Below are 25445 nucleotides of genomic sequence, written 5' to 3'. Positions count from 1 at the left end.
ACAGCGACATGAAGACTTGGCCGAAGCATAAAAAAACCGCCTGATCACGGCGGTTTTTTATTTCAAAAGACTGTAATAGTCGCGAGACTTAGAGCAGAAAAATCGTCGCCAGCCCTAGAAAGATGAAGAAGCCGCCGCTGTCGGTCATCGCCGTAATCATGACGCTTGCCCCCATCGCCGGATCTCGTCCCAGGCGGGAAAGCGCCATGGGAATGGAAACGCCCATCAGCGCTGCCAGCAACAGGTTGAGCGTCATGGCTGCGGTCATGACCACACCCAGCGACCAGCTGTCATAAAGCAGGTAGGCGACCACGCCGATCACACCCCCCCAGATCAGGCCGTTGATCAGGCCGACAGCGAGCTCCTTGCGCAGCAATCGCGCGGTATTACCGGTATTGACCTGGTCCAGCGCCATCGCGCGCACGATCATGGTGATGGTCTGATTACCGGAGTTGCCACCGATCCCGGCCACGATAGGCATCAGCGCAGCGAGCGCCACCAGCTTCTCGATGGAGCCTTCGAACAGGCCGATCACACGCGAGGCCAGAAACGCGGTTACCAGGTTGACTGCCAGCCAGGCCCAGCGGTTGCGCAGCGAACGCCATACCGACGCGAAGATGTCTTCTTCTTCACGCAGACCCGCCATGTTGAGGACTTCGCTTTCGCTTTCCTCACGGATCAGGTCGACCATTTCATCGATGGTCAGACGGCCGATCAGCTTGCCGTTCTTGTCCACCACCGGCGTGGAGATAAGGTCGTAACGCTCGAACGCCTGTGCCGCATCGTAGGCATCGTCTTCCGGGTGAAAGCTGACCGGATCGTTGGCCATGACTTCGCCAACCTGCTTCTCCGGATCATTGACCAGCAGACGCTTGATCGGCAGCACCCCCTTGAGCACGCCCTCGGAATCGACTACGAACAGTTTGTCGGTGTGACCGGGCAGCTCTTTGAGCCTGCGCAGGTAGCGCAGCACGACTTCAAGGCTGACGTCCTCACGGATCGTCACCATCTCGAAGTCCATCAGCGCACCGACCTGATCCTCGTCATAGGACAGGGCCGACCGCACGCGCTCACGCTGCTGTGAATCCAGTGTTTCCATGAGCTCGTGAACGACGTCGCGGGGCAACTCGGGAGCAAGGTCGGCCAGTTCGTCGGCGTCCATGTCCCGTGCCGCCGCGAGCAACTCATGATCGTCCATGTCGGCGATCAGGGTTTCACGAACGGAATCGGATACTTCAAGAAGAATGTCGCCGTCGCGATCGGCCTTGACCAGCTGCCAGACGGTCAGACGGTCTTCCAGGGGCAAGGCTTCAAGGATATAAGCGACGTCGGCAGAGTGAAGGTCTTCGAGCTTGCGTTGCAACTCGACGAGGTTCTGCCGGTGAACCAGGTTTTCTACACGGTCCTGATGCTGACCTTCCTGACGGTGGGTCAGGTCTTCAACAATACGCTGGCGCTGCAGCAGATCGACGACCTGAGCCAGGCGATCCTGCAAGCTTTCCTGCGTCTTTTTTACTTCTCTTTCGGTCATAGGCGAACTCCACTCCCAGCAGCGGAGCACGCCGGGAGATCAATCAGTTAATTCATGATTGTTGAAAAACATTATCGAGTAACGACTGGGTATGTCCATGGAGGTGTTCCACAAGCCCCGGCGGAGCTGACGGGCGCAATGATACACCGCTTTGAGCGAAGCGCACGCGAGAAAATTCAGCTCAGAACAACCGTTTGCAGTGCAAACCTGCACAACTCCGTAAGCCAGCCAGGGTTCGACGTCACATTCAGCCAATAAAACACGCTCGCCCCGTCCAAAGGCGGGAGTTAGCCTTTGCTGACACCCGTCACGGAGGACCCTGGGCATGCGACCTGCCAATCATCTACTGCTGTGGAGCGCCCTGCTCTGCATTTCTGCAACTGCAACCGCCAGCAGCGTGCATCGCTGCGAGGATGCATCCGGAAAGATTACGTTTACCACCCTGGGATGCCCGGATGGGCACAGCAGCCGTCTGCAGAAAGCCTTCAATGCGCCGCCGGGAACCCGTATCGATGTGCTTCCGCCCGCCGACACTGCGCATACTGTGCGTGAAAAACCGGCAGACCGGACAGTTGTCGTGGTCGGCACACGCGATGATGGCTGCGGCAACCGCCTGAGCGCCGAACAGCGCCGGACTGCGATCATCAACCAGCGCACCCCTCCCGGTATGACGCAGCGTGATGTCGAGAGCCTGCTGGGGCGCCCCGACAAAGTCACCCACCGCAACGGAGAATTGCATTACGTGTACAACCAGAAAAAAGGCCGCAGCCATAAGGTGACATTTGACGAGCACGGATGCGTTAAAGGAAAACGCTAGAAAGCAAAAAGCCCACATCTTTCGATGTGGGCTTTTCGTTTGTATGGTGCACTCGACAGGATTCGAACCTGTGACCGCTCGGTTCGTAGCCGAGTACTCTATCCAGCTGAGCTACGAGTGCATTGGTGTTTTTAGACCAGATCACCTCTGGTTGGAGCCAGTTATCGGAAACCTTGTAATTGCTTACAACACTTCAAACAACTTTAAATGGTGCACTCGACAGGATTCGAACCTGTGACCGCTCGGTTCGTAGCCGAGTACTCTATCCAGCTGAGCTACGAGTGCATGTGTTGGTGCCGCGCATTATAGGTCGTAAGATTGTTTAGTCAAGCACTTTTTCTAGCAAATTCAACAACTTACAGATCAAGCCCAATCTTACGCACTACATAAATAATGGCGGAGAACGGGGGATTCGAACCCCCGACACCCTTTTGAGGTGTACTCCCTTAGCAGGGGAGCGCCTTCGGCCACTCGGCCAGCTCTCCGCAACACGGGGCGTATAATAACCACCCTTTTCCCCGTTTGCAAACCAAAAATTCAATAAAAATTAATGGCTTGGTTCTTCGTCCTTCTCTTTCTTGATACGCAGGTAAATCTCTTCACGGTGGACAGCGACTTCCTTGGGCGCATTGACACCAATACGCACCTGATTACCCTTCACTCCGAGCACGGTGACGGTGATTTCACCATCCCCAATGATCAGGCTTTCCGCGCACCGACGAGTCAGAATCAGCATACTTTTCTCCTTACGCCTTTATTCAGGGACAACAGTCTGCAACCTATAGGCAGTGACACTAGCAAAACGCCATGACCACTACCTGTATATCGACTAACGCAAAGAAAACAAAAGCCCTTCTGCGCAGCACCCGAAAGACGCGGCCACGCCGCGCCCTTCGATGACAGGGTCATTCACCCTGCCGCGGAGCATCCAGCTCAAAGGCCGTGTGCAATGCGCGCACAGCCAACTCCAGGTATTTCTCTTCGATGACCACGGAAACCTTGATTTCCGATGTGGAGATCATCTGGATATTGATGCTCTCCTTGGCCAGCGCTTCGAACATACGACTCGCAACGCCGGCATGCGAGCGCATGCCGACGCCGACGATGGACACCTTGGCGATCTTGGTATCGCCGGACACTTCACGCGCGCTGATTTCACGCGCGGTGGCTTCGAGCACCTGCAAGGCCGCCTGATAGTCGTTGCGATGGATCGTGAAGGTGAAATCGGTGGTGTTATCGTGCGAGACGTTCTGCACGATCATGTCCACTTCGATATTGGCCGCGCTGATCGGGCCGAGAATCTTGAACGCCACGCCGGGGGTGTCTGGCACACCACGGATGGTCAGCTTGGCTTCATCGCGGTTGAAGGCGATGCCGGAAATGATCGGCTGTTCCATGGATTCCTCTTCATCGATTGTAATAAGGGTGCCCGGCCCCTCTTTGAAGCTGTGCAGAACGCGCAGCGGGACATTGTATTTGCCGGCGAATTCGACCGCACGGATCTGCAGCACCTTGGAACCGAGGCTGGCCATTTCCAGCATCTCTTCGAAGGTGATCTTGTCGAGGCGCTGGGCCTGCGACACGACACGCGGATCGGTGGTGTAGACGCCATCGACGTCGGTGTAGATCTGGCACTCGTCCGCTTTCAGCGCCGCCGCCAGGGCAACACCGGTCGTGTCCGAGCCACCACGGCCGAGGGTGGTGATATTGCCGTTTTCGTCGACACCCTGGAAACCGGCGACCACCACCACACGACCCGCTTTCAGGTCGGAGCGGATCTTCTGGTCGTCGATCTGCAGAATGCGCGCCTTGTTGTGCGCGCTGTCGGTGAGAATACGCACCTGATTGCCGGTGTAGGACACCGCCGGAACGCCACGCTTCATCAAGGCCATCGCCAGCAGCGCGATGGTCACCTGCTCGCCCGTGGAGACAATGACATCCAGCTCACGGGGAACCGGCTGATCACTGATCTGCCTGGCCAACTCGATCAGACGATTGGTTTCACCGCTCATGGCCGACAGCACGACCACTAGATCGTCACCCGCCTCACGGAATTTCTTGACCTTGTCGGCCACCTGCTCGATGCGCTCTACAGAGCCCACGGAAGTGCCGCCAAATTTCTGTACGATTAAAGCCATCTCAAAGCCGCCTCAAATCCCGTTAAGAGCACCCATTAACATTCGAGCCCAGGTGCGGCCTGCCGGTGTGTGGCAGGCCCGCTGACCCGACTCAGATACCCTGCTCTACAAAAGGAACGGCCAGTGCCAGCGCTGAATCCAGCGCACCGGCATCGACACCACCGCCTTGAGCCATATCAGGACGGCCACCACCTTTACCACCTACGGCGGCAGCTGCCTGCTTCATCAAATCACCGGCTTTGAGTTGGCCAGTCAGGTCCTTGGTCACGCCTGCGACCAAGACAACCTTGTCCTCATGAACACTGCCGAGCAGGATCACTGCGCGGCCGAGCTTGTTCTTCAACTGATCGACAAGCGCCAACAGCGCCTTGCCGTCCTGACCATCCAGGCGCGTGGCCAGAACCTTGACCCCTTTGACATCCAGCGCCGCTGACGACAGGTCGTCACCGGCGGCACTGGCTGCCTTGGCTTGCAGTTGTTCCAGTTGTTTTTCCAGCAGACGGTTGCGTTCAATCACCGCCGTCAGCTTGTCCAGCAGGTTGTCGCGATTGCCTTTGACCAGCGTCGCGGCTTCCTTGAGTTGATCTTCGGCCGAATTCAGCCAGGCCAGCGCCGCAGCGCCGGTGACGGCCTCGATACGGCGCACGCCTGCTGCAACACCGCCCTCACTGACGATCTTGAACAGCGCGATGTCACCGGTACGGCTGGCGTGAATGCCACCGCACAGCTCGACGGAGAACTCGCCGCCCATGCTCAGCACACGAACGCTGTCACCGTACTTCTCGCCGAACAGCGCCATGGCGCCCTTCTTCTTCGCCGTGTCGATATCGGTTTCTTCGGTCATTACCTCGGTGTTCTTGCGAATTTCGGCGTTGACGATATCTTCCAGCGCGCGCAGTTGCTCGGCCTTGATCGCTTCGAAGTGGCTGAAGTCGAAGCGCAGGCGCTGACTGTCAACCAGCGAGCCTTTCTGCTGAACGTGCTCACCCAGCACCTGACGCAATGCGGCGTGCAGCAAGTGAGTGGCCGAATGGTTCAATTTGGTTGCATCGCGAACTTCATCAGCCACTTGTGTTTCAACCTGTGCGCCCACGCTCAGGCTGCCGGAAGCGACGACACCGTGGTGCAGGAAGGCACCGCCGGTCTTGGTGGTATCACTGACGTCAAAGCGCGCGTCACCGGCCTGCAGGAAACCGCTGTCACCGATCTGACCGCCCGACTCGGCGTAGAACGGGGTGATGTCGAGAATCACCACGCCCTCTTCGCCTTCATTCAGGTGAGAAACCGACTGGCCTTCCTTATAGAGGGCCACGACGCTGGCGCTGCCAGTGGTCGCCGAGTAACCGGTAAACTGCGTGGCCACGTCGACCTTGACCAGGCTGTTGTAATCCATGCCGAACGAGCTGGCCGAACGGGCGCGCACGCGCTGGGCGTCCATTTCACGCTCGAAGCCTGCTTCGTCGAGGGTCAGGTTACGCTCGCGGGCGATGTCACCGGTCAGGTCCATCGGGAAACCGTAGGTGTCGTACAGCTTGAACACCACTTCGCCCGGAACCACCGTGCCTTTGAGGTCGGCCAGATCCTGCTCGAGAATTTTCAGACCTTGCTCGAGGGTCTTGGCGAACTGCTCCTCTTCGCCTTTCAGCACGCGTTCGATGTGCGACTGCTGTTGCACCAGCTCAGGGAACGCAGACCCCATCTCGGCAACCAGCGCGGCAACGATCTGGTAGAAGAAGCTGCCCTTGGCACCCAGCTTGTTGCCGTGACGGCAGGCGCGACGAATGATGCGGCGCAGTACATAACCACGCCCTTCGTTGGACGGCAGCACGCCGTCGGCGATCAGGAAGCCGCACGAACGGATGTGGTCAGCCACGACTTTCAGCGAAGCCTGGTTGTCATTGCTGCAACCAATGGCCTTGGCCGACGCAGCCAGCAGGCTCTGGAACAGATCGATTTCATAGTTGGAGTGCACGTGCTGCAGCACCGCACTGACACGCTCCAGGCCCATGCCGGTATCGACCGACGGTGCCGGCAGCGGGTGCAGCACGCCATCCGCAGTCCGGTTGAACTGCATGAATACGTTGTTCCAGATTTCGATGTAACGGTCGCCGTCTTCTTCCGGCGAGCCTGGCGGGCCGCCCCAGATTTCCGGGCCGTGATCGAAGAAAATCTCGCTGCAAGGACCGCACGGGCCGGTATCACCCATGGTCCAGAAGTTATCGGAGGCGTACGGTGCGCCTTTGTTGTCGCCAATACGGACCATGCGCTCGGCGGGCACGCCGATCTCCTTGGTCCAGATGTCGTAGGCTTCGTCGTCAGTGGCGTACACCGTGACCCAGAGTTTTTCCTTGGGCAGGTTGAGCCATTTTTCGGAGGTCAGGAAGGTCCAGGCGTAGGTGATGGCATCACGCTTGAAATAGTCACCGAAGCTGAAGTTGCCCAGCATTTCGAAAAAAGTATGGTGACGAGCGGTATAGCCGACGTTTTCCAGGTCGTTGTGCTTGCCACCTGCACGCACGCATTTCTGACTGGTAACGGCGCGGGTGTAGGCACGCTTTTCCTGGCCCAGGAAGCAATCCTTGAACTGGTTCATGCCTGCGTTGGTGAACAGCAGGGTTGGGTCATTGCCCGGAATCAAGGAGCTTGAAGCGACACGGGTGTGGCCTTGCTCTTCGAAGAAGCCAAGGAAGGCTTCACGGATTTCTGCGCTTTTCATAGGTTCTTCCACGGAGACTGCGGCCAGAGGCAAGTGCAAAACGTCAAATGACGTAGCGACGGCAAAGGGCCGCATTATATAGGCGTTGCGCCCTCGGTACAGTGTGTTTGTGCGATAGAAACAAGTAACTGGATTATCGGCATGTCATGAATGTTCAAAGGCTGCGAATGCGGCGATGACCTGTTCGACCTGAGCGCGCGACACGTTCAGGTGGGTCACCATGCGTAGCCGCGACGCGGCCGTGAGTACGATGCCCCGCTCGGCGCAGAACGCTTTGAGCGATGCCGCGCGTTCGCCGATCTGCACATAGACCATATTGGTCTGTACCGGCTCGACAGGGTAGCCGAGCCCGCTCAGGCCTTCAGCCAGAAACGCCGCGTTGGCATGATCATCTGCCAACCGCTCGACCTGATGATCCAGCGCATAGAGCCCTGCCGCAGCCAGCCCTCCAGCCTGACGCATGCCACCGCCAAGCATCTTGCGCAAGCGGCGGGCCTTGGCGATCAACGGCTGCGAACCGCACAGCACCGAGCCGATCGGCGCGCCCAGCCCCTTGGAAAGGCAGACCGAAACCGAATCGAAGTGCCGGGTGATCTCATGGACATCGACACCCAGCCTGACCGCGGCGTTGTACAGCCTCGCGCCGTCCAGATGCAGGGCGAGCCCCTTTTCCAGGGTCAGGGTACGCGCGGCAGCCAGGTAGTCCAAGGGCAGCACCTTGCCCTGCATGGTGTTTTCCAGGGCCAGCAGGCGCGTGCGGGCGAAGTGAAAGTCATCGGGTTTGATGGCGTCGAGCACCTGCTGCAGGTCCAGAGAGCCGTCGGCCTGCACCTCCAGCGGCTGCGGCTGAATGGAGCCCAGCACTGCCGCACCACCACCCTCGTACTTATAGGTGTGGGCCTGCTGACCGACGATGTACTCATCGCCACGCTCACAGTGCGCCATCAGTGCCAGCAGATTGCTCATGGTGCCCGACGGCACGAACAGCGCGGCATCGAACCCGAGGCGTCCGGCAAGCGTCGCTTCGAGCAGATTGACGGTAGGGTCCTCGCCGTAGACGTCATCGCCAACGGGCGCACGTGCCATGGCATCGAGCATCCCGGCCGTGGGCAGAGTCACTGTGTCGCTGCGCAGATCGATGACAGTCACGAAAAAGCTCCCTGAAGTTGAAGATCGATAATGCATGCAACCTTTGGCTTGCAACAAGGCATTACTGAGGCCGGAGTACATGATAATCAAGCGCCGCGGCTCTCGATACTCCGAGCCCTTATAAGAAAAAGGCAGGTATACCGTACGAAAGTGTCCATGCATGATCCAGCGAACTATGATAAAAATCTCGCGCCGGCCACGTAAAGTGACGGCAACGTTCTCAGGGCGGGGTGCAATTCCCCACCGGCGGTAATGACGCGCAATGCGTCTAGCCCGCGAGCGCTTGGGGGTCGTGGCGTAGGCTGCGATCTGCAAGGTCAGCAGACCCGGTGTGATTCCGGGGCCGACGGTCATAGTCCGGATGAAGAGAGAGCGGGATTGGTGTCAGCAAGAACGTCTGTAAAACCTATCCATGAACGACATCGTTCAGGAGGCTTTCCTACGCAGCTTGAATCCCTTTCGATCCAAATGCCCTGTTTTTTCCATAAACAGGAGTCAGAACACGTGCAACCAACTGCAATCGACAGCAAAAGCAAAAGTCACGCAAACGAGCGTGTCGCGTTCATCCAGGCCTGTTGGCACAAGGATATCGTCGACCAGAGCCGTAAAGGTTTTATCGCCGAGATGGCCAATCAGGGCTACGCCGAAAGCGATATCGACATCTTTGAAGTGGGCGGCGCCTTTGAAATCCCGCTGCATGCAAAACTGCTGGCCAATACCGGCCGCTACGCTGGCATCGTCGGCGCCGCACTGGTAGTGGACGGCGGCATCTATCGTCACGAATTCGTCGCGCAGTCAGTGGTCAGCGCATTGATGCAGGTTCAGCTGGAAACCGAAGTACCGGTGTTCTCCGTGGTCCTGACACCGCATCATTTCCATGCGGGCGAAGAGCATCAGAAGTTCTTCTTCGATCACTTCGTGCACAAGGGCGAAGAAGCGGCCAAGACCTGCGCTGACACCCTGACCAAGGTACGCAGTCTGCGCCGTCTGGATGCACAGCAGAAAGCGGCCTGCTGAGACGCAGCATCGGTAGGTGTCCTCCCGGACACCTATCGTTCCTCACGCTCCAGCGTGGGAATGCCGTTCTGGACGCTCTGCGTCCGGTCCTGAGGGTGCCGAGCGATCAGCCGAGGCTATCCGCATCAGTGGGTACGATCAGAATTCCCGCACGCAGGCCGTTTTTGACCCTGGGGTTGGGGAAGATGATCCTCGCGCCCTCTTCTTCCACTACCCAGCGTGAACCACCCGCGTCTTCGGCCAGCACGTAGCCTTTTTCCAGCGGGGAGAAGTTCTCGACGTCATCGGCCAGGTTGAACGTGAACGCATCGGTGCGCTTGATCACTTCCCGCGCCACGCTGAACAGTTGCAACCCTTCAAGATCGTCATCCCGCTCGGGCTCGGTGCCTTCGATGAGCTGCTCGAGACACACGCGCAGTGGCCCAAGATTGACCTGCTGGTTCTGCCCGAACGGCCGCGCCTTGCCCAGTTCCAGAGTGAAAGCCTCGGCCCCCAATTGATCATAGGTGTAGGCGCTGAACACAATGGACGGCTTGTTCTGCAGCAGCACCGCACTCATGCCCGCCGCCCGCAGCCGGGCCAGCTCGAGCCGGGAATGCTGACGTCCTTCCTTCCACGGGTACAGCGCGAACTGCTCGATCGTCGAGCCACGAATGGCGGTGTGCAGATCGTAGTGCAGCCGATAGCGCTCCGGCAGGCTGAAAAAGCTGGCGGTCAGTCGTTCCAGCTCGCAGGCCCGCAAGGCCTCGGCACCACCGCTTTGCAGATGGCGGCCATTGAACAGCCGGTTGACATCCTGCTCGACAAAACGCGCCCCGCGTCGCATCGCATCGGGATTGCCGAACAGGAACAGAATACGTGCGCGCGGTTTCAGGTCGCCGCGCGCGATGCTGCGGATCAATTCATCCAGCAGCTCGATGGGTGCAGTCTCGTTGCCGTGGATGCCGGCAGACAGCAGCAGGTCAGTGCCATTGTCACGAGCCTCTGGCGGGCGGACTTCCAGTGCGCCCTCGCCCATCCAGCGCATGCGCACGCCTTCGACGGTCAGTTGAGTCTTCTCCGCCGGCTCACGTCCAGCCAGGGTCAGTTCAAGCAGTTTGCCGAGGGCGAGCATGGCGCGCTTCCTTAGTGGTTGCAGTCAGGGCCGTGAACGTGACCGTCTTCCTCGACGCCCATGTCGGCTGGCTCCATTTCCAGTTGCAGGCTGACCAGGTTGGTCGCCAGCGGACGCAGCAGCAGGTTGGCGTATTCGGCATCGTCTTCTTCGACGTCAACGCCGATCAGCAACTGGCCACGGCCATCCTGCTGAATCCACAATTCCTTGCCCTGCCAGATGACGGCAACGCGGGTGCAGGACGTTTCCAGCTGGGTGCCATCAGTGTCTTCAAGGATCAGTTGCAGGGCGTCGCTCATATAAAAATGCTCTCTATAAAGGAAATAGTGCGCCGGACAGTGGCCCGACGCGCAGGATGATTCAATTCAGTTGAAACGGATAAACCGCGCCCAGTTTAAGGATTTGCGTCAGTTCATCCAATGCCGTGCGGCATTCGCTGAGCAATCGGGGGTCGGCCAGATCGCTTTCACTCATGCGGTCCCGGTAGTGTCTGTCGACCCACTGCGTCAACGTTTCGTACAACGGCGCAGTCATGATCACCCCCGGATTCACCGCCGCCAGCTCGGTGTCATTGAGCGCCACCCGCAAGCGCAGGCAGGCCGGGCCGCCGCCGTTCTGCATACTTTGCTTGAGGTCGAACACCTTGACCTCGGCAACCGGGCTGTCATCGACGATCAGTCGTTGCAGGTAAGCCCAGACGCTCGCATTAGCCTGGCACTCCTGCGGCACGATCAGCAGCATCGAGCCATCGGGACGCGACAACAGCTGGCTATTGAACAGGTAGGAGCGCACGGCATCCTGAACCGAGACCTCGGCACGCGGTACGCAAATCGCCCGCAACTGCCCGCCGACACGACCGAGTTTGTCGCGCAGCTCATTGAGCATCGGTTCGGTATTGAGGAACGCGTCCTGGTGATAGAACAGCACCTCACCGTTGCCGACCGCAATCACATCGTTATGGAACACCCCCTGATCAATGACCGCCGGGTTCTGCTGACTATAGACCACGCCGGCCTCGCTCAGACCGTGCAGCCGCGCAACGGCGCGTGACGCCTCCAGGGTCTGACGGGCCGGGTACTTCTGCGGTGCCGGGTAGCGCGTGTCGAACGCACTGCGGCCAAACACGAAAAACTCCACACCGGCCTCGCCGTAATCACGACAGAAACGGGTGTGGTTGGCAGCGCCTTCATCGCCAAACTGCGCGACAGCCGGTAGCGCAGGGTGATGAGCGAAATGCTTTGCATCCGCGAACATGGCGCCAAGCACGCGAGTGGTGGTCGGATGCTCGATGCTGCGGTGGTATTTGCAGTTGAGGTTGGCCGCCGTGAAATGCACACGCCCATCGGCAGTGTCGGCACTGGGGCTGACCGTGGCCGCATTGGCTACCCACATGCTGGATGCCGAGCAGCTGGCGACCAGCAGCGGCATGTCCTGACGGGCCGCCTTTTCAATGACCTGCTCATCGCTGCCGGTGAAACCCAGGCGGCGCAGGCCGGACACATCAGGACGTTCCTGCGGTGCCAGCACGCCCTGAGTAAAACCCAGGTCCATCAGCGCTTTCATTTTTGCCAGGCCTTGCAGCGCCGCCTCACGCGGGTTCGCGCTTTGCTGGCTGTTACTCTGGGAGGCAACGTTACCGTAGGACAACCCGCCGTAGTTGTGGGTTGGCCCGACCAGACCGTCAAAATTCACTTCACAGGACTTCATCGGCAAGGCTCCGTGGATCTGTTTTTATAAGCAATCGTGCGCACACTGTCAGCTCAACCTGATACCGGGAGTCAGTGTCGCAGGCAGCGTCAGGCTGCCCGCCTCCAGCGAAGCCACCGGATAGGCGCAGTAATCGGCCGCGTAATAGGCGCTGGCGCGGTGGTTGCCCGAGGCGCCTACCCCGCCGAACGGCGCACTGCTGGCGGCTCCGGTCAACGGCTTGTTCCAGTTGACGATCCCGGCACGGCTGTGCAGCCAGAACTGCTGGTAACGCGCTTCGGAGTCAGACAGCAGACCTGCCGCCAGGCCATACCGGGTGGCGTTGGCTTCGGCGATGGCGGCATCGAAACCGGCGTAGCGGATGACTTGCAGCAGCGGGCCGAACAGCTCTTCGTCGGGGCGCTCGGGCACCGCACTGACATCGATAATGCCAGGCGTCAGCAATGCCGCGCCGGGCTGCGGCTGGCGCATTTCCAGCAGGGTCAGCGCGCCGTTGGCGAGCAGATTGCGCTGCGCGTCGAGCAAGGCGCGTGCAGCCTCCAGCGAAATCACCGAGCCCATAAACGGCGCAGGCTGCTGATCGAACGCCCCGGCTTCGATAGTAGCGCTGACCCCAACCAGTCGTGCCAGCAGGGCATCACCCCAGTCGCCTTCGGGCACCAGCAGACGACGCGCACAGGTGCAGCGCTGGCCTGCGGAAATGAAGGCCGACTGAATGATGGTGTACACTGCGGCATCAATGTCCTGAACCTGATCGACGATCAACGGGTTGTTACCGCCCATTTCCAGCGCAAGAATCTTGTCCGGCCGACCGGCGAACTGCTGGTGCAGCGCATTGCCGGTGCGGCTCGACCCGGTGAAGAACAGGCCGTCGATACCCGGATTGGCCGCCAGCGCGATACCGGTTTCGCGACCGCCCTGCAGCAGGTTCAGAACCCCGGCAGGCAGTCCGGCTTCGATCCAGCACTTGACGGTCAGCTCAGCGACTTTCGGTGTCAGTTCGCTGGGTTTGAACAGCACCACGTTGCCCGCCAGCAAGGCCGGGACGATATGCCCGTTGGGCAGATGCCCGGGAAAGTTGTACGGGCCGAACACGGCGACCACGCCGTGCGGCTTGTGGCGCAGTACCGCAGTGGCGTCGCCCAGGGGCCCACTCTTTTCGCCGGTTCGTTCGCGATAGCTCTGTACCGAGATGGCAATCTTGTTGACCATGCTGGTCACTTCGGTCGCCGACTCCCACAACGGTTTGCCGGTTTCTTCACCGATGCAGTGCGCCAGCGCGTCGGCGTGATGCTTGAGACGTGCAGCGAAGGCCTCCAGTACCGCGATGCGCTGATCCAGAGACAGCAGTGCCCAGCCGGGAAATGCCTGACGCGCCGCCTGCACCGCCTGCTCGACCTGCGCGGCGCTCGCGCCACGCCCGGACCACAGCACCTGCTGGGTCACCGGGTTCAGCGAATTGACCACCTCACCCTGCCCGTCCTGCCACACACCTGCGATGTAAAGGCTATTCATCAAACGCCCTCCCGCGCCGCAGACAAGGGCACCGCGCGCACATTGTCGCCCGCACTCATGCGCAGCCGCCTGGCAGTCTGCGGAGCGACGACCAGCGTGCCGGCAGCAAAACGCGCAGCGCCTACCGTGATGCGGCAGTCTTCACGCTTGCGGTTGTAGATCAGGAACTGTGGAGCGTCGTCACCTGGCGTGCCGATGGCCAGCACCAGCGCCTGGCTGTCCTTGATTGCGCGAATCTTGCCGGTCTCGCACTCGATGGCCGGGCCGGCATCGAAGATGTCGACATAACCCTGATACGAAAAGCCTTCGCTCTTGAGCATGGTCAGCGCAGGCTCGGTGTCGGCATGCACCCGACCGATCACGTTGCGTGCGTCTTCGGAAAGAAAGCAGCTGTACAACGGAAACTTGGGCATCAGCTCGGCGATGAATGCCTTGTTGCCCACGCCGGTCAGGTAATCGGCCTGGCTGAATTCCATCTTGAAGAAGTGCCGCCCCAGACTTTCCCAGAACGGCGAACGGCCCTGCTCATCGGACATGCCGCGCATTTCGGCAATGATCTTGTTGCCGAACAGCCTGGGGAATTCGGCGATAAACAGCATCCGCGCCTTGGACAGCAGGCGGCCGTTGAGGCCGTTACGCGAATCACTGTGCAGGAACAGCGAGCACAGCTCGGAATTGCCGGTCAGGTCGTTGGCCAGGAACAGGGTCGGAATTTCCCGATAGATGTTCAGTTCCTGTGAAGCGCTGACGGTCAGGCCGACCCGGTAGTTGTACCAGGGCTCACGCAGACCGACCGCTCCGGCGATGGCGGAAATGCCCACCACCCGGCCGTCATCATCTTCCAGCACGAACAGGTAATCGGCATCGCCGCGCTCGGCTTCGCCGCGAAAGGTCTTTTCAGCCCAGCCTACCCGGTGCGCCAGACGCTGCTCATTGGCGGGCAGGGTCGTCAGACCGGCGCCGGTGCTGCGCGCCAGCTCGATCAACGCGGGCAGGTCGCTGCTGCGTACAGGACGAACGATCATGTTATCTCCTCAGCGGCTCATCGAGAGCCTTGAAACTCGCTAATCGGCTATCGAACGTCCGGTTCAGACCGCGACAATCCGCACACTGGCACCTTCACCAACACCCAGGGCATCGGCAGCCTGGAGGCTCAACACCACCGGCCTGCCGGGCGCCCAGTCCAGTTCCAGCAGCACCGCGCGGTAGTCCTGCAACAGGCCATTGGCGATCAGATACAGACGCCCGCCCTTGCCGACATCGCTGCTTTGCCCGGCCTCGACCTTGACCGGAACCAGACGGCTCTGGGCAATCGAGCGAATCCCGGACACCCGCGCATGCAGCGTCGGCCCACCGTCGAAAATGTCGATGTAGTGATCGGTTTCAAAGCCCTCGCGCATGAGGATGTCGAAGGTGATCTGCGCACGCGGATGCACCTGCCCCATGGCTTCCTGCGCCGCGTCGGGCAGCAGTGGCACGTAGATCGGGTAATGCGGCATCAGCTCGGCGAGGAAGGTCCGGCTTTTCAGCCCGCACAGGCGTTCGGCAGCGGCGTAATTGATATCGAAGAAGTTGCGCCCGATGGCATCCCAGAACGGTGAGTCGCCCTGCTCATCGCTGTAACCGACGATCTCGGTGACCACCGAATCGGCAAAGCGCTCGGGGTGACTGGCGACAAACAGCAGGCGGCCGCGCGAATTGAGCTCCGACCATGCCGTGCCGACCAGCTCCGGGACCACGTAGAAACTGGTCAACAGGCTGTTACCGGTCAGGTCATGACACTGCGACAGCACGTGAATCTTGTTATGGATCTTCAGCTCGCGGGAAGCATGCACGAAGGTTTCGTTGCGAAAACTGTAGAACGGCTCGGAGTAGCCCGCCGAGGCCACGATGCCCGAGCAGCCCACCAGCTTGCCGCTTTCGCTGTCTTCGAGCACGAAGAAGTAGGTTTCTTCGCCGTTGAAGCTGACCTCGGCGGCAAACGACGCCTCCGACGAGCCGATCTTGTCGGTCAGGCGGCCAGCATCGTCGGGCAAGGACGTGACACCGATAGGGCTGTCGGCAGCGAGGCGTTGAACCTCGGCCAGATCAGCCATTTGCGCAGGGCGCATTACCAGCATGGTGCCACTCCTTGTAGATCGACCAGCCTTTACGACCGGCGCTAGTAAAAGCACCACACGGCGTCAGGCCGCATGGCGCAGGAAACAGGTGCGGCACCCGCCATCAGGCGGACGCCGCAAGGCTGCCATCGAGTCAGGATGTCAGTTTGGCGATGGCGCGTTCGAAGCGGTTCAGGCCCTCTTCGATGTCCGCGTCTTCAATCATCAGGCTCGGCGCGAAACGAATCACGTCAGGGCCGGCCTGCAGGATCATCAGGTCCTGAGCCTCGGCCGCATTGAAGATGTCCTTGGCCCTGCCCTTCCAGGCATCGGACAACACGCAACCGATCAGCAGACCCAGACCGCGCACTTCGCTGAACACGCCGTATTGCTGGCCGATGCTTTGCAGACGGGTCTTGAACTGCTGATGCTTGCGCTGTACGCCAGCCAGCACTTCAGGCGTATTGATCACGTCGATCACCGCCTCACCGACCGCACACGCCAGCGGGTTGCCGCCATAGGTGGTGCCGTGAACGCCGACCGCAAAGTGCCTGGCGAGCTTTTCAGTGGTCAACATCGCCGCCAGCGGGAAGCCGCCGCCGATGCTCTTGGCGCTGGAAAGGATGTCCGGGGTCACGCCGTAATGCATGTAGGCGAACAGATGACCGCTACGGCCCATGCCGCTCTGCACTTCATCGAACACCAGCAGGGCGTTGTGCTCGTCACACAGTTTGCGCGCACCTTGCAGGTATTCCAGCTGACCCGGCAGAACACCGCCCTCGCCCTGGATCGGCTCCAGCACCACGGCACAGGTCTTGTCGGTCACAGCGGCCTTCAGTGCGTCGAGGTCGTTGTACGGCACATGGCTGATGCCGGTGATCTTCGGCCCGAAACCATCGGAGTACTTCGGCTGCCCACCGACGCTGACGGTGAACAGGGTACGGCCATGAAAACTGTTCAATGCCGCGATGATTTCGTACTTTTCCGGGCCGTACTGGTCATGCGCCACACGACGTGCCAGCTTGAAGGCGGCTTCGTTGGCTTCCGCACCGGAGTTACAGAAGAACACGCGCTCGGCGAACGTCGCATCCACCAGTTTTTTCGCCAGACGCAGGGTCGGCTCGTTGGTGAAGACGTTGGACACATGCCAGAGGTTATTGGCCTGCTCGGTCAAGGCACCGACCAGCGCCGGGTGGCAGTGGCCCAATACGTTGACGGCGATCCCGCCCGAGAAATCCACCAGTTCGCGCCCCGCCTGATCCCAGACCCGGGAGCCCGCACCGCGCACAGGGATGAACCCGGCCGGGGCGTAATTGGGGACCATTACCTGGTCGAAATCGGCGCGTTGCACCGCAGCATGCTCAACGGACATCGGAGTCTCCTGATGAGGAACGCCTGCCTGAAACTGGCGAGCGATGGAAAGATTGTAAGGACTGAATTGTGTTCGGCCTTGCCGCCAGGCGACAACTTGTTACAGCGCAAAACCGGGTTTTTTCAAGGTTTTCGGCAATGCGACAATTTGCGTCACAAAGGCGCAGTTTAAACGGATTGAAGCCGGCCTGTCTGGACCTGAGCTGTCGCGGCAGCACTTCTATCGCGACGAGACAATCAACCGCGTTCGGCAGGCACAGGGGAAAGTTCGAACGGGCTGCTGCTGCGTCGCTGATTGCGGTCTTCACGCGGCGTGGCACCGAAGAAATTGCGGTAGGCGCTGGAGAAGTGCGGCCCCGAGGAAAAACCGCACGAAAGGCCGATCTGAATGATCGACTTGCTGGTCTGCATCAGCATCTGGCGCGCCTTGTTCAAGCGCAGTTCCAGGTAATACTGGCTGGGCACACGGTTGAGGTACTGCTTGAAGATCCGCTCCAGTTGGCGACGAGACACGCACACGTGCTGGGCGATTTCGTCGGTGGTCAACGGCTCTTCGATGTTGGCTTCCATCAACAGCACCGCCTGGGTCAGCTTGGGATGGCTGGAGCCCAGACGGTTCTGCAGCGGAATGCGCTGACGCTCGCCGCCTTCGCGAATACGCTCGACCACCAGCTCTTCGGACACCGCCCCGGCCAGTTCGGCCCCATGGTCACGGGACAGCACCGCCAGCAGCAGGTCGAGCACCGACATGCCACCACAGGCGGTCAGGCGATCCCGATCCCAATCGAACAAATGGCTGGTGGCGATGACCTTGGGGAAGCGCTCGGCGAAGTCGTCCTGCCAGCGCCAGTGCACGGCGGCCCGGTAGCCATCCAGCAGGCCCAGTTGCGCAAGCGGATAGACGCCCGCCGACAGCCCGCCAATCGAACAGCCGGCACGCACCAGTTGCTTGAGCGCACTGCCCAGCGCCGGGGCCACGCCTGCCGGGGGCTCGTCAGCCAGTAAAAACAGCTTCTGAAAGCCCTCCAGTCGCCCGGCCCAGGGCTCACCCGGCAACTGCCACGCACCGGCAAGCGCCGCTGGCTCCGCGGCCTCGGCCTGTAGAAACGACAGCTCATAGACCACTTCAGGGTGAACGCGCTGCGCAACGCGCAAGGCTTCCTCGGCCAGTGCCAGGGTCAGGGCTCTGGTACCAGGCCAGACGAGGAAACCTATTCGATGGGCAGTCATTGGGAGATCCGATACGTATTGCCGCAAAAGCCGAGCCTTGGAAGATAGCTCGATCTGGAACATCCAGGTCGTGTCGCGCGTCGCGCAGCATGCCCTGTTCTGGCATAAAAAGGCATCGTCATGCGCTGCCGATCGTCACTTCAGGCTGCCGGACAGGAATTGCTGCAAACGCTCGGTCTGCGGATTGGCCAGCACTTCGCGCGGATTGCCACGTTCCAGAACGACGCCCTGGTGCAGGAAAACCAGCTGGTTGGAGACCTCACGGGCAAAACCCATTTCGTGAGTCACCACCACCATGGTGCGGCCTTCCTGAGCCAGGCCCTGCATGACCTTTAGCACATCACCGACCAGCTCCGGGTCCAGCGCCGAGGTCGGCTCATCGAACAGCATGACCTCGGGCTCCATCGCCAGTGCGCGGGCAATCGCCACACGCTGCTGCTCACCGCCGGACATGTGCCCAGGGTAAGCGTCCTTGCGATGGGACACACCGACCTTGGCCAGATAGTGTTCGGCCTTTTCCAGCGCTTCCTTTTTCGACACACCCAGCACATGGACCGGCGCTTCGATGATGTTCTGCAGTGCAGTCATGTGCGACCACAGGTTGAAGTGCTGAAACACCATCGACAGGCGTGAACGCATGCGCTGCAACTGCTTGGCATCGGCAGCTTTCAGGCCGCCTTCCTTGTTTGGCACCAGCTTCAACTCTTCGTTGTTGAGCAGGATCTTGCCGGCATGAGGCTGTTCGAGCAGGTTGATGCAGCGCAGAAAGGTGCTTTTGCCCGAGCCGCTGGAGCCGATGATGCTGATGACATCGCCGGCCTTGGCGGTCAGGGACACGCCCTTGATCACTTCGTGACTGCCATAGCGCTTGTGCAGATCCTGCACTTCCAGTTTGTTCATGCTTTGGGTTTCCACAGTACGGTCAATCACTGAGCAGACGTCCGTGACGCAGCGCCGTGCGCCCCGCCACCTTGGCCAGCCAGAAACCGGGTTGAGCGTAACGAAGCCGCTCGATGGCGAACAACACCCCGGCAGTATTCGCACAAATGGTACTGACCTGATCGGACAGCGGGTCGATCACTTCGAACAGCGGATCGCCCACCTCGACCCTGTCGCCTGCAGCGCGCAGGAACGTCACCACACCAGGGTGCGGCGCATAGAGCAATTCGGTGCCTTCGAACGGCAAGCCTTCGCAGGCTTGGTGCACCGGCTGCGGCCAATCACCACTGATGAAGCCCTGCTCGGCGAGGAACGCCAGGATACCTTCGGCATGCGCGATTGCCTGCGGCTTGCCGGTGTCGGCCTGACCGCCCAGTTCAAGAGTGGTGGCGAGGCAGGCCAGCGGGATCTGCGCCTGCGGAAAAATCCGCGAAAGGCGCAACCACGGCAGCGAGCAGGCCTCATCGAAGGAGCTGCCACCGGAATCTTCGGCGAGCAGCGCTACCTGAATATTCAGATGTGCCGACAGCGACCGCCATTGTGGCCAGTGCTGCGGCAAGGCGTACATGTGCAGCGCGGCATCGGCATCACAATGCAGATCGAGCACCACATCAGCGACGCAGGCATGACGGAGCAGGATGCGCTGCATGCCTTGCAATTCGCTCTGCGGCGCGGGCAGCCCTTCGAGCGCAGCGCTCATCGCCTGGCGAATCAGCCGGGTATTGGCGCGCGGGTCATCGCCCAACTGACCTTCCAGCAACTCGGCGACCGGCTCGCTCAGCTCGGTGAAGTCACGGTTGAAGTTCTTGCCACTGCCGAACTCGAAACGGCCCTGATGCGCGCCTTGCAGCAACTGCCCCAGGCCCAGCGGATTGGCCACCGGGACCAGTTCGACGACACCTTTGAGGAGGCCTTGCTGCTCCAGCTCGGTCAGGCGTTTTTTCAGCTCCCAGGCCGTGCGCATGCCGGGCAGTTCGTCGGCATGCAGGCTGGCCTGAATGTAGGCCTTGCGCTCGCCGGTGCCGAAGCGAAAGACGCTCAGCGTGCGCTCGGTGCCGAGGGTGCTCCACGGCAATACATGATCGGTTCTTTGCATTTCAGACCTTCCGTGGGGCGAGGTAGCCCAGCCAGCGGCGTTCGGCGATCTTGAACAGCCGCACCAGAATGAATGTCAGGCCCAGATAGAAAACACCTGCGGTGATATAAGCCTCGAAAGGCAGGTAGAACTGCGCGTTGACCGTACGGGCCGCGCCCGTGATGTCGATCAGGGTCACGATGGACGCCAGACTGGTAGTCTGCAGCATCATGATGACCTCGTTGCTGTACTGCGGCAGTGCCCGGCGCAAGGCCGAGGGCAGCAGAATGCGCCGGTACATCTTGGCTTTCGACATGCCCATGGCCCGCGCGGCCTCGATTTCACCCGCCGGAGTGGCCTTGAGGCTGCCAGCGATGATCTCCGCCGTGTAGGCGCTGGTATTGATGGTGAATGCCAGGCACGCACAGAAGGTGGCACTGGACAGCCAGGGCCACAAAAAGCTTTCACGCACCGCGTCGAACTGGGCCAGTCCGTAGTAGATCAGGAACAGCTGCACCAGCATCGGCGTGCCGCGAATCACGTAGGTGTACAGCCAGGCCGGCATGTTCACCCAAGGGTTTTTCGAGACCCGCATCAAGCCCAGCGGCAATGCCGCCAGCAGCCCGAACGCGAGCGAAATCGCCAGCAGCTTCAGGGTGGTCAGCAGCCCGCCGAAGTACAGCGGCAGACTGTCCCAGATCACGTTGTAGTCAAAGATCATAGGTCAGCCGCCCTCACGCCTACCGAGTAGCGTTTTTCGAGGTAACGCAAAGCGAGCAGCGACACACTGGTGATCACCAGGTACATCGCCGCAACCGCCAGAAAGAAGGTGAAAGGCTCGCGGGTGGCATCGGCCGCCTGCTTGGCCTTGAACATCATGTCCTGCAGACCGACCACGGAGATCAGCGCAGTGGCCTTGGTCAGCACCAGCCAGTTGTTGGTGAAACCGGGAATCGCCAGACGAATCATCTGCGGCACCAGAATGCGGAAGAACACCTTGCCACTGCTCAGGCCATACGCCATGCCCGCCTCGGCCTGCCCCTTGGGGATGGCCATGAACGCACCGCGAAAGGTTTCCGAGAGATACGCACCGAAGATGAAGCCCAGCGTGCAGATGCCGGCCATCAACGGATCAAGGTCGATGTAGTCGTCAAACCCCAGCAACGGGGCGACGCGGTTGAGGACGTCCTGGCCGCCGTAGAAAATCAGCAGAATCAGGACCAGATCGGGAATGCCACGAATCACCGTGCTGTACAGATCGCCCAGCCAGGCGATCCAGCGTACCGGAGACAGTCTCAGCGCCACGCCGATCAGACCGAGAACGATCGCCAGAGCCATCGACGACAGGGCCAGCTGCAACGTCAGCCAGGCACCTTCGAGGATGACAGCTCCGTAACCTTTCAACATGATGTGCGGTCCTCAAGCGTGGAATAAAAATGGCGCAAGCCAGGCAACCCTGTTTGCGCCATCTCGTTGCGACGACTTATTTGCCGAAGATATCGAAGTCGAAATACTTGTCCTGGATAGCCTTGTACTTGCCGTTGGCGCGGATCGCGGCGATGGCGGCGTTGAGACGGTCAAGGTTGGCCTTGTCGCCCTTGCGCACGGCAATGCCGATGCCGTCACCGAAGTATTTCGGATCGAAGAACGACGGGCCTACGAACGCATAGCCTTTGCCAGCGTCGGTTTTCAGGAAGCCGTCCTGCAACAGCGTGGCGTCGGCGATAGTACCGTCAAGGCGCCCTGCACTGATGTCCAGATAGATTTCGTTCTGCGAACCGTACGGCGTCACTTCGACACCCTGCGGGGCCAGCACTTCACGGGCGAAACGCTCGTGAATCGTGCCACGCTGTACGCCGATCTTCTTGCCCTTGAGCTCAGCCAGGCTGTCGCTGACCGTAGTGCCGTCCTTCATCACCAGACGCGCCGGTGAATTGTAATACTTGCCGGTGAAGTCCACGGACTTCTTGCGGTCGTCGGTGATGGACATCGACGACAGGATCGCATCGATCTTGCGCACTTTCAGCGCCGGGATAAGCCCGTCGAATTCCTGCTCGACCCAGGTGCACTTGACCTTCATTTCTTCACACAGCGCATTGCCGATGTCGTAGTCAAAGCCGACGATGCTGCCATCCGGGGCCTTGGACGCGAACGGAGGGTAAGCCGCTTCGATACCGATTTTCAGTGGTTTTTCATCAGCAAAGATCGGCTGGGCGAGCACGGACAACGCCATCGCGCCAATAAGCATGAGCTTTTTCATTTCCAGGGACTCCATCGGTAAAGCACGACAAATGGCAAAGTGAGCAAGCGCCCAATGTGCGAAAGGACAATCTCGGGGAGGAGCGACGCCGGATGCGTGACACCGCGCTGGCGGTTCACAGCCCTCCGGCGAATGAGAGGCATTTTAACGACAGGCTCAAAGTCGATATTTCTTCAATGCGACAACTAGTTACAGAAGCACCTGAAAACCCGCTACACGGTATTGACGGGACCTGTTTCTGCTGATCCAGCAGCGCAGACTTAACCTGTCATAACAGCAAAAAGTGCGCCCATTATTGGCAAACCCTTTTAATCCGGCAAGCCCGGCGTGCCACATGGCGGTTTTAAAGCCCTGCTGCGTCGTACTTTCCTACACAGAAAGCCCGGACATGTCCCACAACGAAGCACCGCGCGACAACACCGTGTAAACCGGTAACAACCCGATATATATCCCGTTTCTCGCTTCAGCCCCTGGAAACAAAAGCGCCCCGATCGGCTCTCACCGAACGGGGCGCTTCAGTCACAGGATCGCTCAGGCAGCGTTCATGGTCTTGTGCGTATCGATCAGATGCTGCACCACGCCCGGGTCGGCCAGGGTGGAGATGTCACCCAGCGCATCGTACTCGGCAGTCGCAATCTTGCGCAGGATACGGCGCATGATCTTGCCTGAACGGGTCTTCGGCAGGCCGGGCGCCCACTGAATGAAGTCAGGCGAGGCAATCGGGCCGATCTCCTTGCGTACCCAGTTGCGCAATTCAGTGCGCAGCGCGTCACTCGGCTCTTCACCGCCGTTGAGGGTCACATAGACGTAGATGCCCTGCCCCTTCAGGTCATGCGGCACACCGACCACTGCAGCCTCGGCGACTTTCGGGTGCGCAACCATCGCGCTTTCGATTTCAGCCGTGCCCATGCGGTGGCCGGAAACGTTGAGCACGTCGTCCACACGCCCGGTGATCCAGAAATAACCGTCCTCGTCACGACGGGCACCGTCACCGGTGAAGTACATGCCGCGGAACGTCTTGAAGTAGGTGTCGACGAAACGGTCGTGATCACCATAGAGCGAGCGCGACTGGCCCGGCCACGAATCGAGGATCACCAGATTGCCCTCGGCAGCGCCCTCGATGAGGTTACCCAGGTTGTCCACCAGCGCCGGGATCACGCCGAAGAACGGACGTGTCGCCGAGCCCGGCTTCAGGGCGGTCGCACCTGGCAACGGGCTGATCAGAATGCCACCGGTTTCGGTCTGCCACCAGGTATCGACAATCGGGCAGTTCTGCTTGCCGACCGTGTTGTAGTACCAGGCCCAGGCCTCCGGGTTGATCGGCTCGCCCACCGAACCCAGCAGGCGCAGGCTGGAACCGTCGGCACCTTCAACGGACTTGGTGCCTTCAGCCATCATGGCGCGAATCGCGGTCGGCGCGGTATAGAGGATATTGACCTTGTGCTTGTCGATGATCTTCGACACGCGGGTGATGTCCGGATAGTTCGGCACGCCTTCGAACAGCAGCGTGGTCGCACCGTTGGCCAGAGGCCCGTAGACAATGTAACTGTGCCCGGTGACCCAGCCGACGTCGGCGGTGCACCAGTAAACTTCACCCGGCCGGTAGTCGAACACGCGTTCGTGGGTCAGCGCGGCATACAGCAGGTAACCTGCGGTGGTGTGCAACACGCCCTTGGGTTTACCGGTCGAGCCCGAGGTGTAGAGAATGAACAGCGACTCTTCGGCGCCCATCTCTTTCGGCGCGCAGGTGCTGGACGCCACTTCCAGAAGCGAGTGGTACCAGATATCACGGTGACGGTTCCATTCGATCTCGCCCCCGGTGCGCTTGCAGACGATAACCTTCTGCACGCTGCTGGTTTCCGGGTTGGTCAGGGCGCGGTCGACGTTGGCCTTGAGCGCCGTCTTCTTGCCGCCACGCAGACCTTCGTCAGCAGTGATGACCACTTTGGAACTGCAATCGATGATCCGGCCAGCCAGTGCTTCGGGCGAGAAACCGCCGAACACCACCGAGTGAATCGCACCGATCCGGGCGCATGCCAGCATGGCGACCACAGCTTCGGGGATCATCGGCATGTAGATCGTCACGACGTCGCCACGGTGCACATCCTGGCCACGCAGGGCGTTGGCGAACTTGCACACTTCGGCGTGCAGTTCGCGGTAGGTGATTTCCCGATGCTCGGAAGGGTCGTCGCCCTCCCAGATAATGGCGATGCTGTCGCCGCGTTCTTCCAGATGGCGATCCAGGCAGTTGTAGGCAACGTTCAGCGTGCCGTCGGCGAACCATTTGATATCGACACGGTGATCATCGAACGAGGTCTGTTTGACCACACTGAAAGGTTTGATCCAGTCGAGGCGCTGAGCCTGTTCACGCCAGAAACCATCAGGGTTGACCACCGACTGCTGGTACATGGCCTTGTAGGTCGCTTCATCCGTCAGCGTAGTCGCTGCGACTTCTGGGCGGACGGGGTACAGGGAAGCTGCACTCATCTTGGTTACCTCGGTGGATAGTTGTTGTTTTATGCCCCTGTTGTATCCCGCCCCACCCGCAGGGGCCATTCGACGTTGGTATTACCGGGCGGGGCCGGGGCCGGGGCCGGAGCCGCAAGCCGCAAGCCGCAAGCCGCAAGCATGAAGCATGAAGCATGAAGCTTGAAGCTTGAAGCTTGCAGCTTGCAGCTGCCCTAAAGATTATTACCATTTTGATAAAAGCGCTTATCCAAAGTCTTTATATATGCGCTGTCACAACAGGCATAGAATTCGATCCGCC

At 60.2% G+C, this 25445-nt stretch carries 21 protein-coding genes, 3 tRNA genes and 1 riboswitch; of the genes, 2 read left to right on the top strand and 22 right to left on the bottom strand.

Translation table 11 applies throughout. The features are described from left to right. Positions 1-88: 88 nt before the first annotated feature. The gene (gene mgtE / locus KBY08_RS03190) at positions 89-1531 is read right to left on the bottom strand and encodes a magnesium transporter (protein ID WP_003412626.1); all 1443 of its coding nucleotides are present in this window, start codon (positions 1529-1531) and stop codon (positions 89-91) included. 325 nt (positions 1532-1856) lie between these two features. On the opposite strand from mgtE, the gene bamE reads away from it, so the two are divergent. After that, positions 1857-2348 carry an outer membrane protein assembly factor BamE gene (gene bamE, locus KBY08_RS03185; protein ID WP_003406463.1) on the top strand — a complete coding sequence of 164 codons (492 nt, stop codon included), beginning with the start codon at positions 1857-1859 and terminating at the stop codon, positions 2346-2348. Between the two features lie 44 nt (positions 2349-2392). Here bamE and KBY08_RS03180 read toward each other — a convergent pair. From KBY08_RS03180 to ltaE, 7 genes are all read right to left on the bottom strand, one after another. Beyond that, positions 2393-2469: transfer RNA gene (locus tag KBY08_RS03180), tRNA-Arg, on the bottom strand. Between the two features lie 87 nt (positions 2470-2556). Next, positions 2557-2633, bottom strand: a tRNA-Arg gene (locus KBY08_RS03175). A gap of 109 nt (positions 2634-2742) precedes the next feature. Then, a tRNA-Ser gene (locus KBY08_RS03170) sits at positions 2743-2833 on the bottom strand. A gap of 62 nt (positions 2834-2895) precedes the next feature. Continuing rightward, the gene (gene csrA / locus KBY08_RS03165; RefSeq protein WP_002554426.1) at positions 2896-3084 is read right to left on the bottom strand and encodes a carbon storage regulator CsrA; all 189 of its coding nucleotides are present in this window, start codon (positions 3082-3084) and stop codon (positions 2896-2898) included. Positions 3085-3253: 169 nt separating this feature from the next. Continuing rightward, entirely contained in the window at positions 3254-4486 is a 1233-nt protein-coding gene (locus KBY08_RS03160; protein ID WP_111522435.1) for an aspartate kinase, read from the bottom strand. 91 nt (positions 4487-4577) lie between these two features. Further along, complete coding sequence (gene alaS / locus KBY08_RS03155; RefSeq protein ID WP_024642718.1) at positions 4578-7202, bottom strand: alanine--tRNA ligase; 2625 nt, start codon at positions 7200-7202, stop codon at positions 4578-4580. A 144-nt stretch (positions 7203-7346) separates the two neighbouring features. Beyond that, the gene (gene ltaE, locus KBY08_RS03150) at positions 7347-8351 is read right to left on the bottom strand and encodes a low-specificity L-threonine aldolase (RefSeq protein WP_003406468.1); all 1005 of its coding nucleotides are present in this window, start codon (positions 8349-8351) and stop codon (positions 7347-7349) included. A 212-nt stretch (positions 8352-8563) separates the two neighbouring features. After that, positions 8564-8729, top strand: a riboswitch (FMN riboswitch). A 126-nt stretch (positions 8730-8855) separates the two neighbouring features. On the opposite strand from ltaE, the gene KBY08_RS03145 reads away from it, so the two are divergent. Continuing rightward, positions 8856-9368 (top strand): 6,7-dimethyl-8-ribityllumazine synthase, encoded by a 513-nt coding sequence (locus KBY08_RS03145; RefSeq protein ID WP_003406469.1) that lies wholly within the window; start codon positions 8856-8858, stop codon positions 9366-9368. Positions 9369-9474: 106 nt separating this feature from the next. Here KBY08_RS03145 and astE read toward each other — a convergent pair whose 3' ends face one another. The 14 genes from astE to acs form a co-directional block, all read right to left on the bottom strand. Beyond that, positions 9475-10482, bottom strand: a complete 1008-nt coding sequence (gene astE, locus KBY08_RS03140) for a succinylglutamate desuccinylase (protein ID WP_032657032.1) — start codon at positions 10480-10482, stop codon at positions 9475-9477. An 11-nt stretch (positions 10483-10493) separates the two neighbouring features. Next, positions 10494-10781, bottom strand: coding sequence for a hypothetical protein (locus KBY08_RS03135; protein WP_003314741.1), 288 nt, complete (start codon positions 10779-10781; stop codon positions 10494-10496). 61 nt (positions 10782-10842) lie between these two features. After that, positions 10843-12189 (bottom strand): N-succinylarginine dihydrolase, encoded by a 1347-nt coding sequence (gene astB / locus KBY08_RS03130; protein ID WP_104652649.1) that lies wholly within the window; start codon positions 12187-12189, stop codon positions 10843-10845. 48 nt (positions 12190-12237) lie between these two features. Further along, entirely contained in the window at positions 12238-13707 is a 1470-nt protein-coding gene (astD, locus tag KBY08_RS03125; RefSeq protein ID WP_177410946.1) for a succinylglutamate-semialdehyde dehydrogenase, read from the bottom strand. After that, positions 13704-14729 (bottom strand): arginine N-succinyltransferase, encoded by a 1026-nt coding sequence (gene astA / locus KBY08_RS03120; RefSeq protein ID WP_011268515.1) that lies wholly within the window; start codon positions 14727-14729, stop codon positions 13704-13706. The genes astD and astA overlap by 4 nt, the downstream gene beginning before the upstream one ends. A gap of 63 nt (positions 14730-14792) precedes the next feature. Next, positions 14793-15824 carry an arginine/ornithine succinyltransferase subunit alpha gene (aruF, locus tag KBY08_RS03115; RefSeq protein ID WP_003404093.1) on the bottom strand — a complete coding sequence of 344 codons (1032 nt, stop codon included), beginning with the start codon at positions 15822-15824 and terminating at the stop codon, positions 14793-14795. 133 nt (positions 15825-15957) lie between these two features. Next, on the bottom strand, positions 15958-17175 hold the full coding sequence (locus KBY08_RS03110) for an aspartate aminotransferase family protein (RefSeq protein WP_024659606.1): 1218 nt from the start codon (positions 17173-17175) through the stop codon (positions 15958-15960). 236 nt (positions 17176-17411) lie between these two features. Then, entirely contained in the window at positions 17412-18404 is a 993-nt protein-coding gene (gene argR / locus KBY08_RS03105; protein ID WP_024639109.1) for a transcriptional regulator ArgR, read from the bottom strand. 135 nt (positions 18405-18539) lie between these two features. Then, entirely contained in the window at positions 18540-19304 is a 765-nt protein-coding gene (locus KBY08_RS03100; protein WP_003404100.1) for an ABC transporter ATP-binding protein, read from the bottom strand. Between the two features lie 22 nt (positions 19305-19326). Continuing rightward, the gene (locus KBY08_RS03095) at positions 19327-20439 is read right to left on the bottom strand and encodes a succinylglutamate desuccinylase/aspartoacylase family protein (protein ID WP_054091889.1); all 1113 of its coding nucleotides are present in this window, start codon (positions 20437-20439) and stop codon (positions 19327-19329) included. A gap of 1 nt (position 20440) precedes the next feature. Further along, positions 20441-21139, bottom strand: coding sequence for an ABC transporter permease (locus tag KBY08_RS03090; protein WP_003314733.1), 699 nt, complete (start codon positions 21137-21139; stop codon positions 20441-20443). Further along, positions 21136-21825 carry an ABC transporter permease gene (locus tag KBY08_RS03085; protein WP_057457850.1) on the bottom strand — a complete coding sequence of 230 codons (690 nt, stop codon included), beginning with the start codon at positions 21823-21825 and terminating at the stop codon, positions 21136-21138. Before KBY08_RS03085 ends, KBY08_RS03090 begins: the two co-directional genes overlap by 4 nt. Positions 21826-21901: 76 nt before the next feature. After that, positions 21902-22678, bottom strand: coding sequence for an ABC transporter substrate-binding protein (locus KBY08_RS03080; RefSeq protein WP_003404105.1), 777 nt, complete (start codon positions 22676-22678; stop codon positions 21902-21904). A 531-nt stretch (positions 22679-23209) separates the two neighbouring features. Then, on the bottom strand, positions 23210-25165 hold the full coding sequence (gene acs / locus KBY08_RS03075; RefSeq protein ID WP_011268519.1) for an acetate--CoA ligase: 1956 nt from the start codon (positions 25163-25165) through the stop codon (positions 23210-23212). Between the last annotated feature and the right edge of the window lie 280 nt (positions 25166-25445).

This window comes from Pseudomonas sp. P135 (genome assembly GCF_020312125.1).
GTDB lineage: Bacteria > Pseudomonadota > Gammaproteobacteria > Pseudomonadales > Pseudomonadaceae > Aquipseudomonas > Aquipseudomonas fragariae.
The sequence above is the reverse complement of the archived record's forward strand: the minus strand, read 5'-3'. Positions and strand labels throughout refer to the sequence as shown.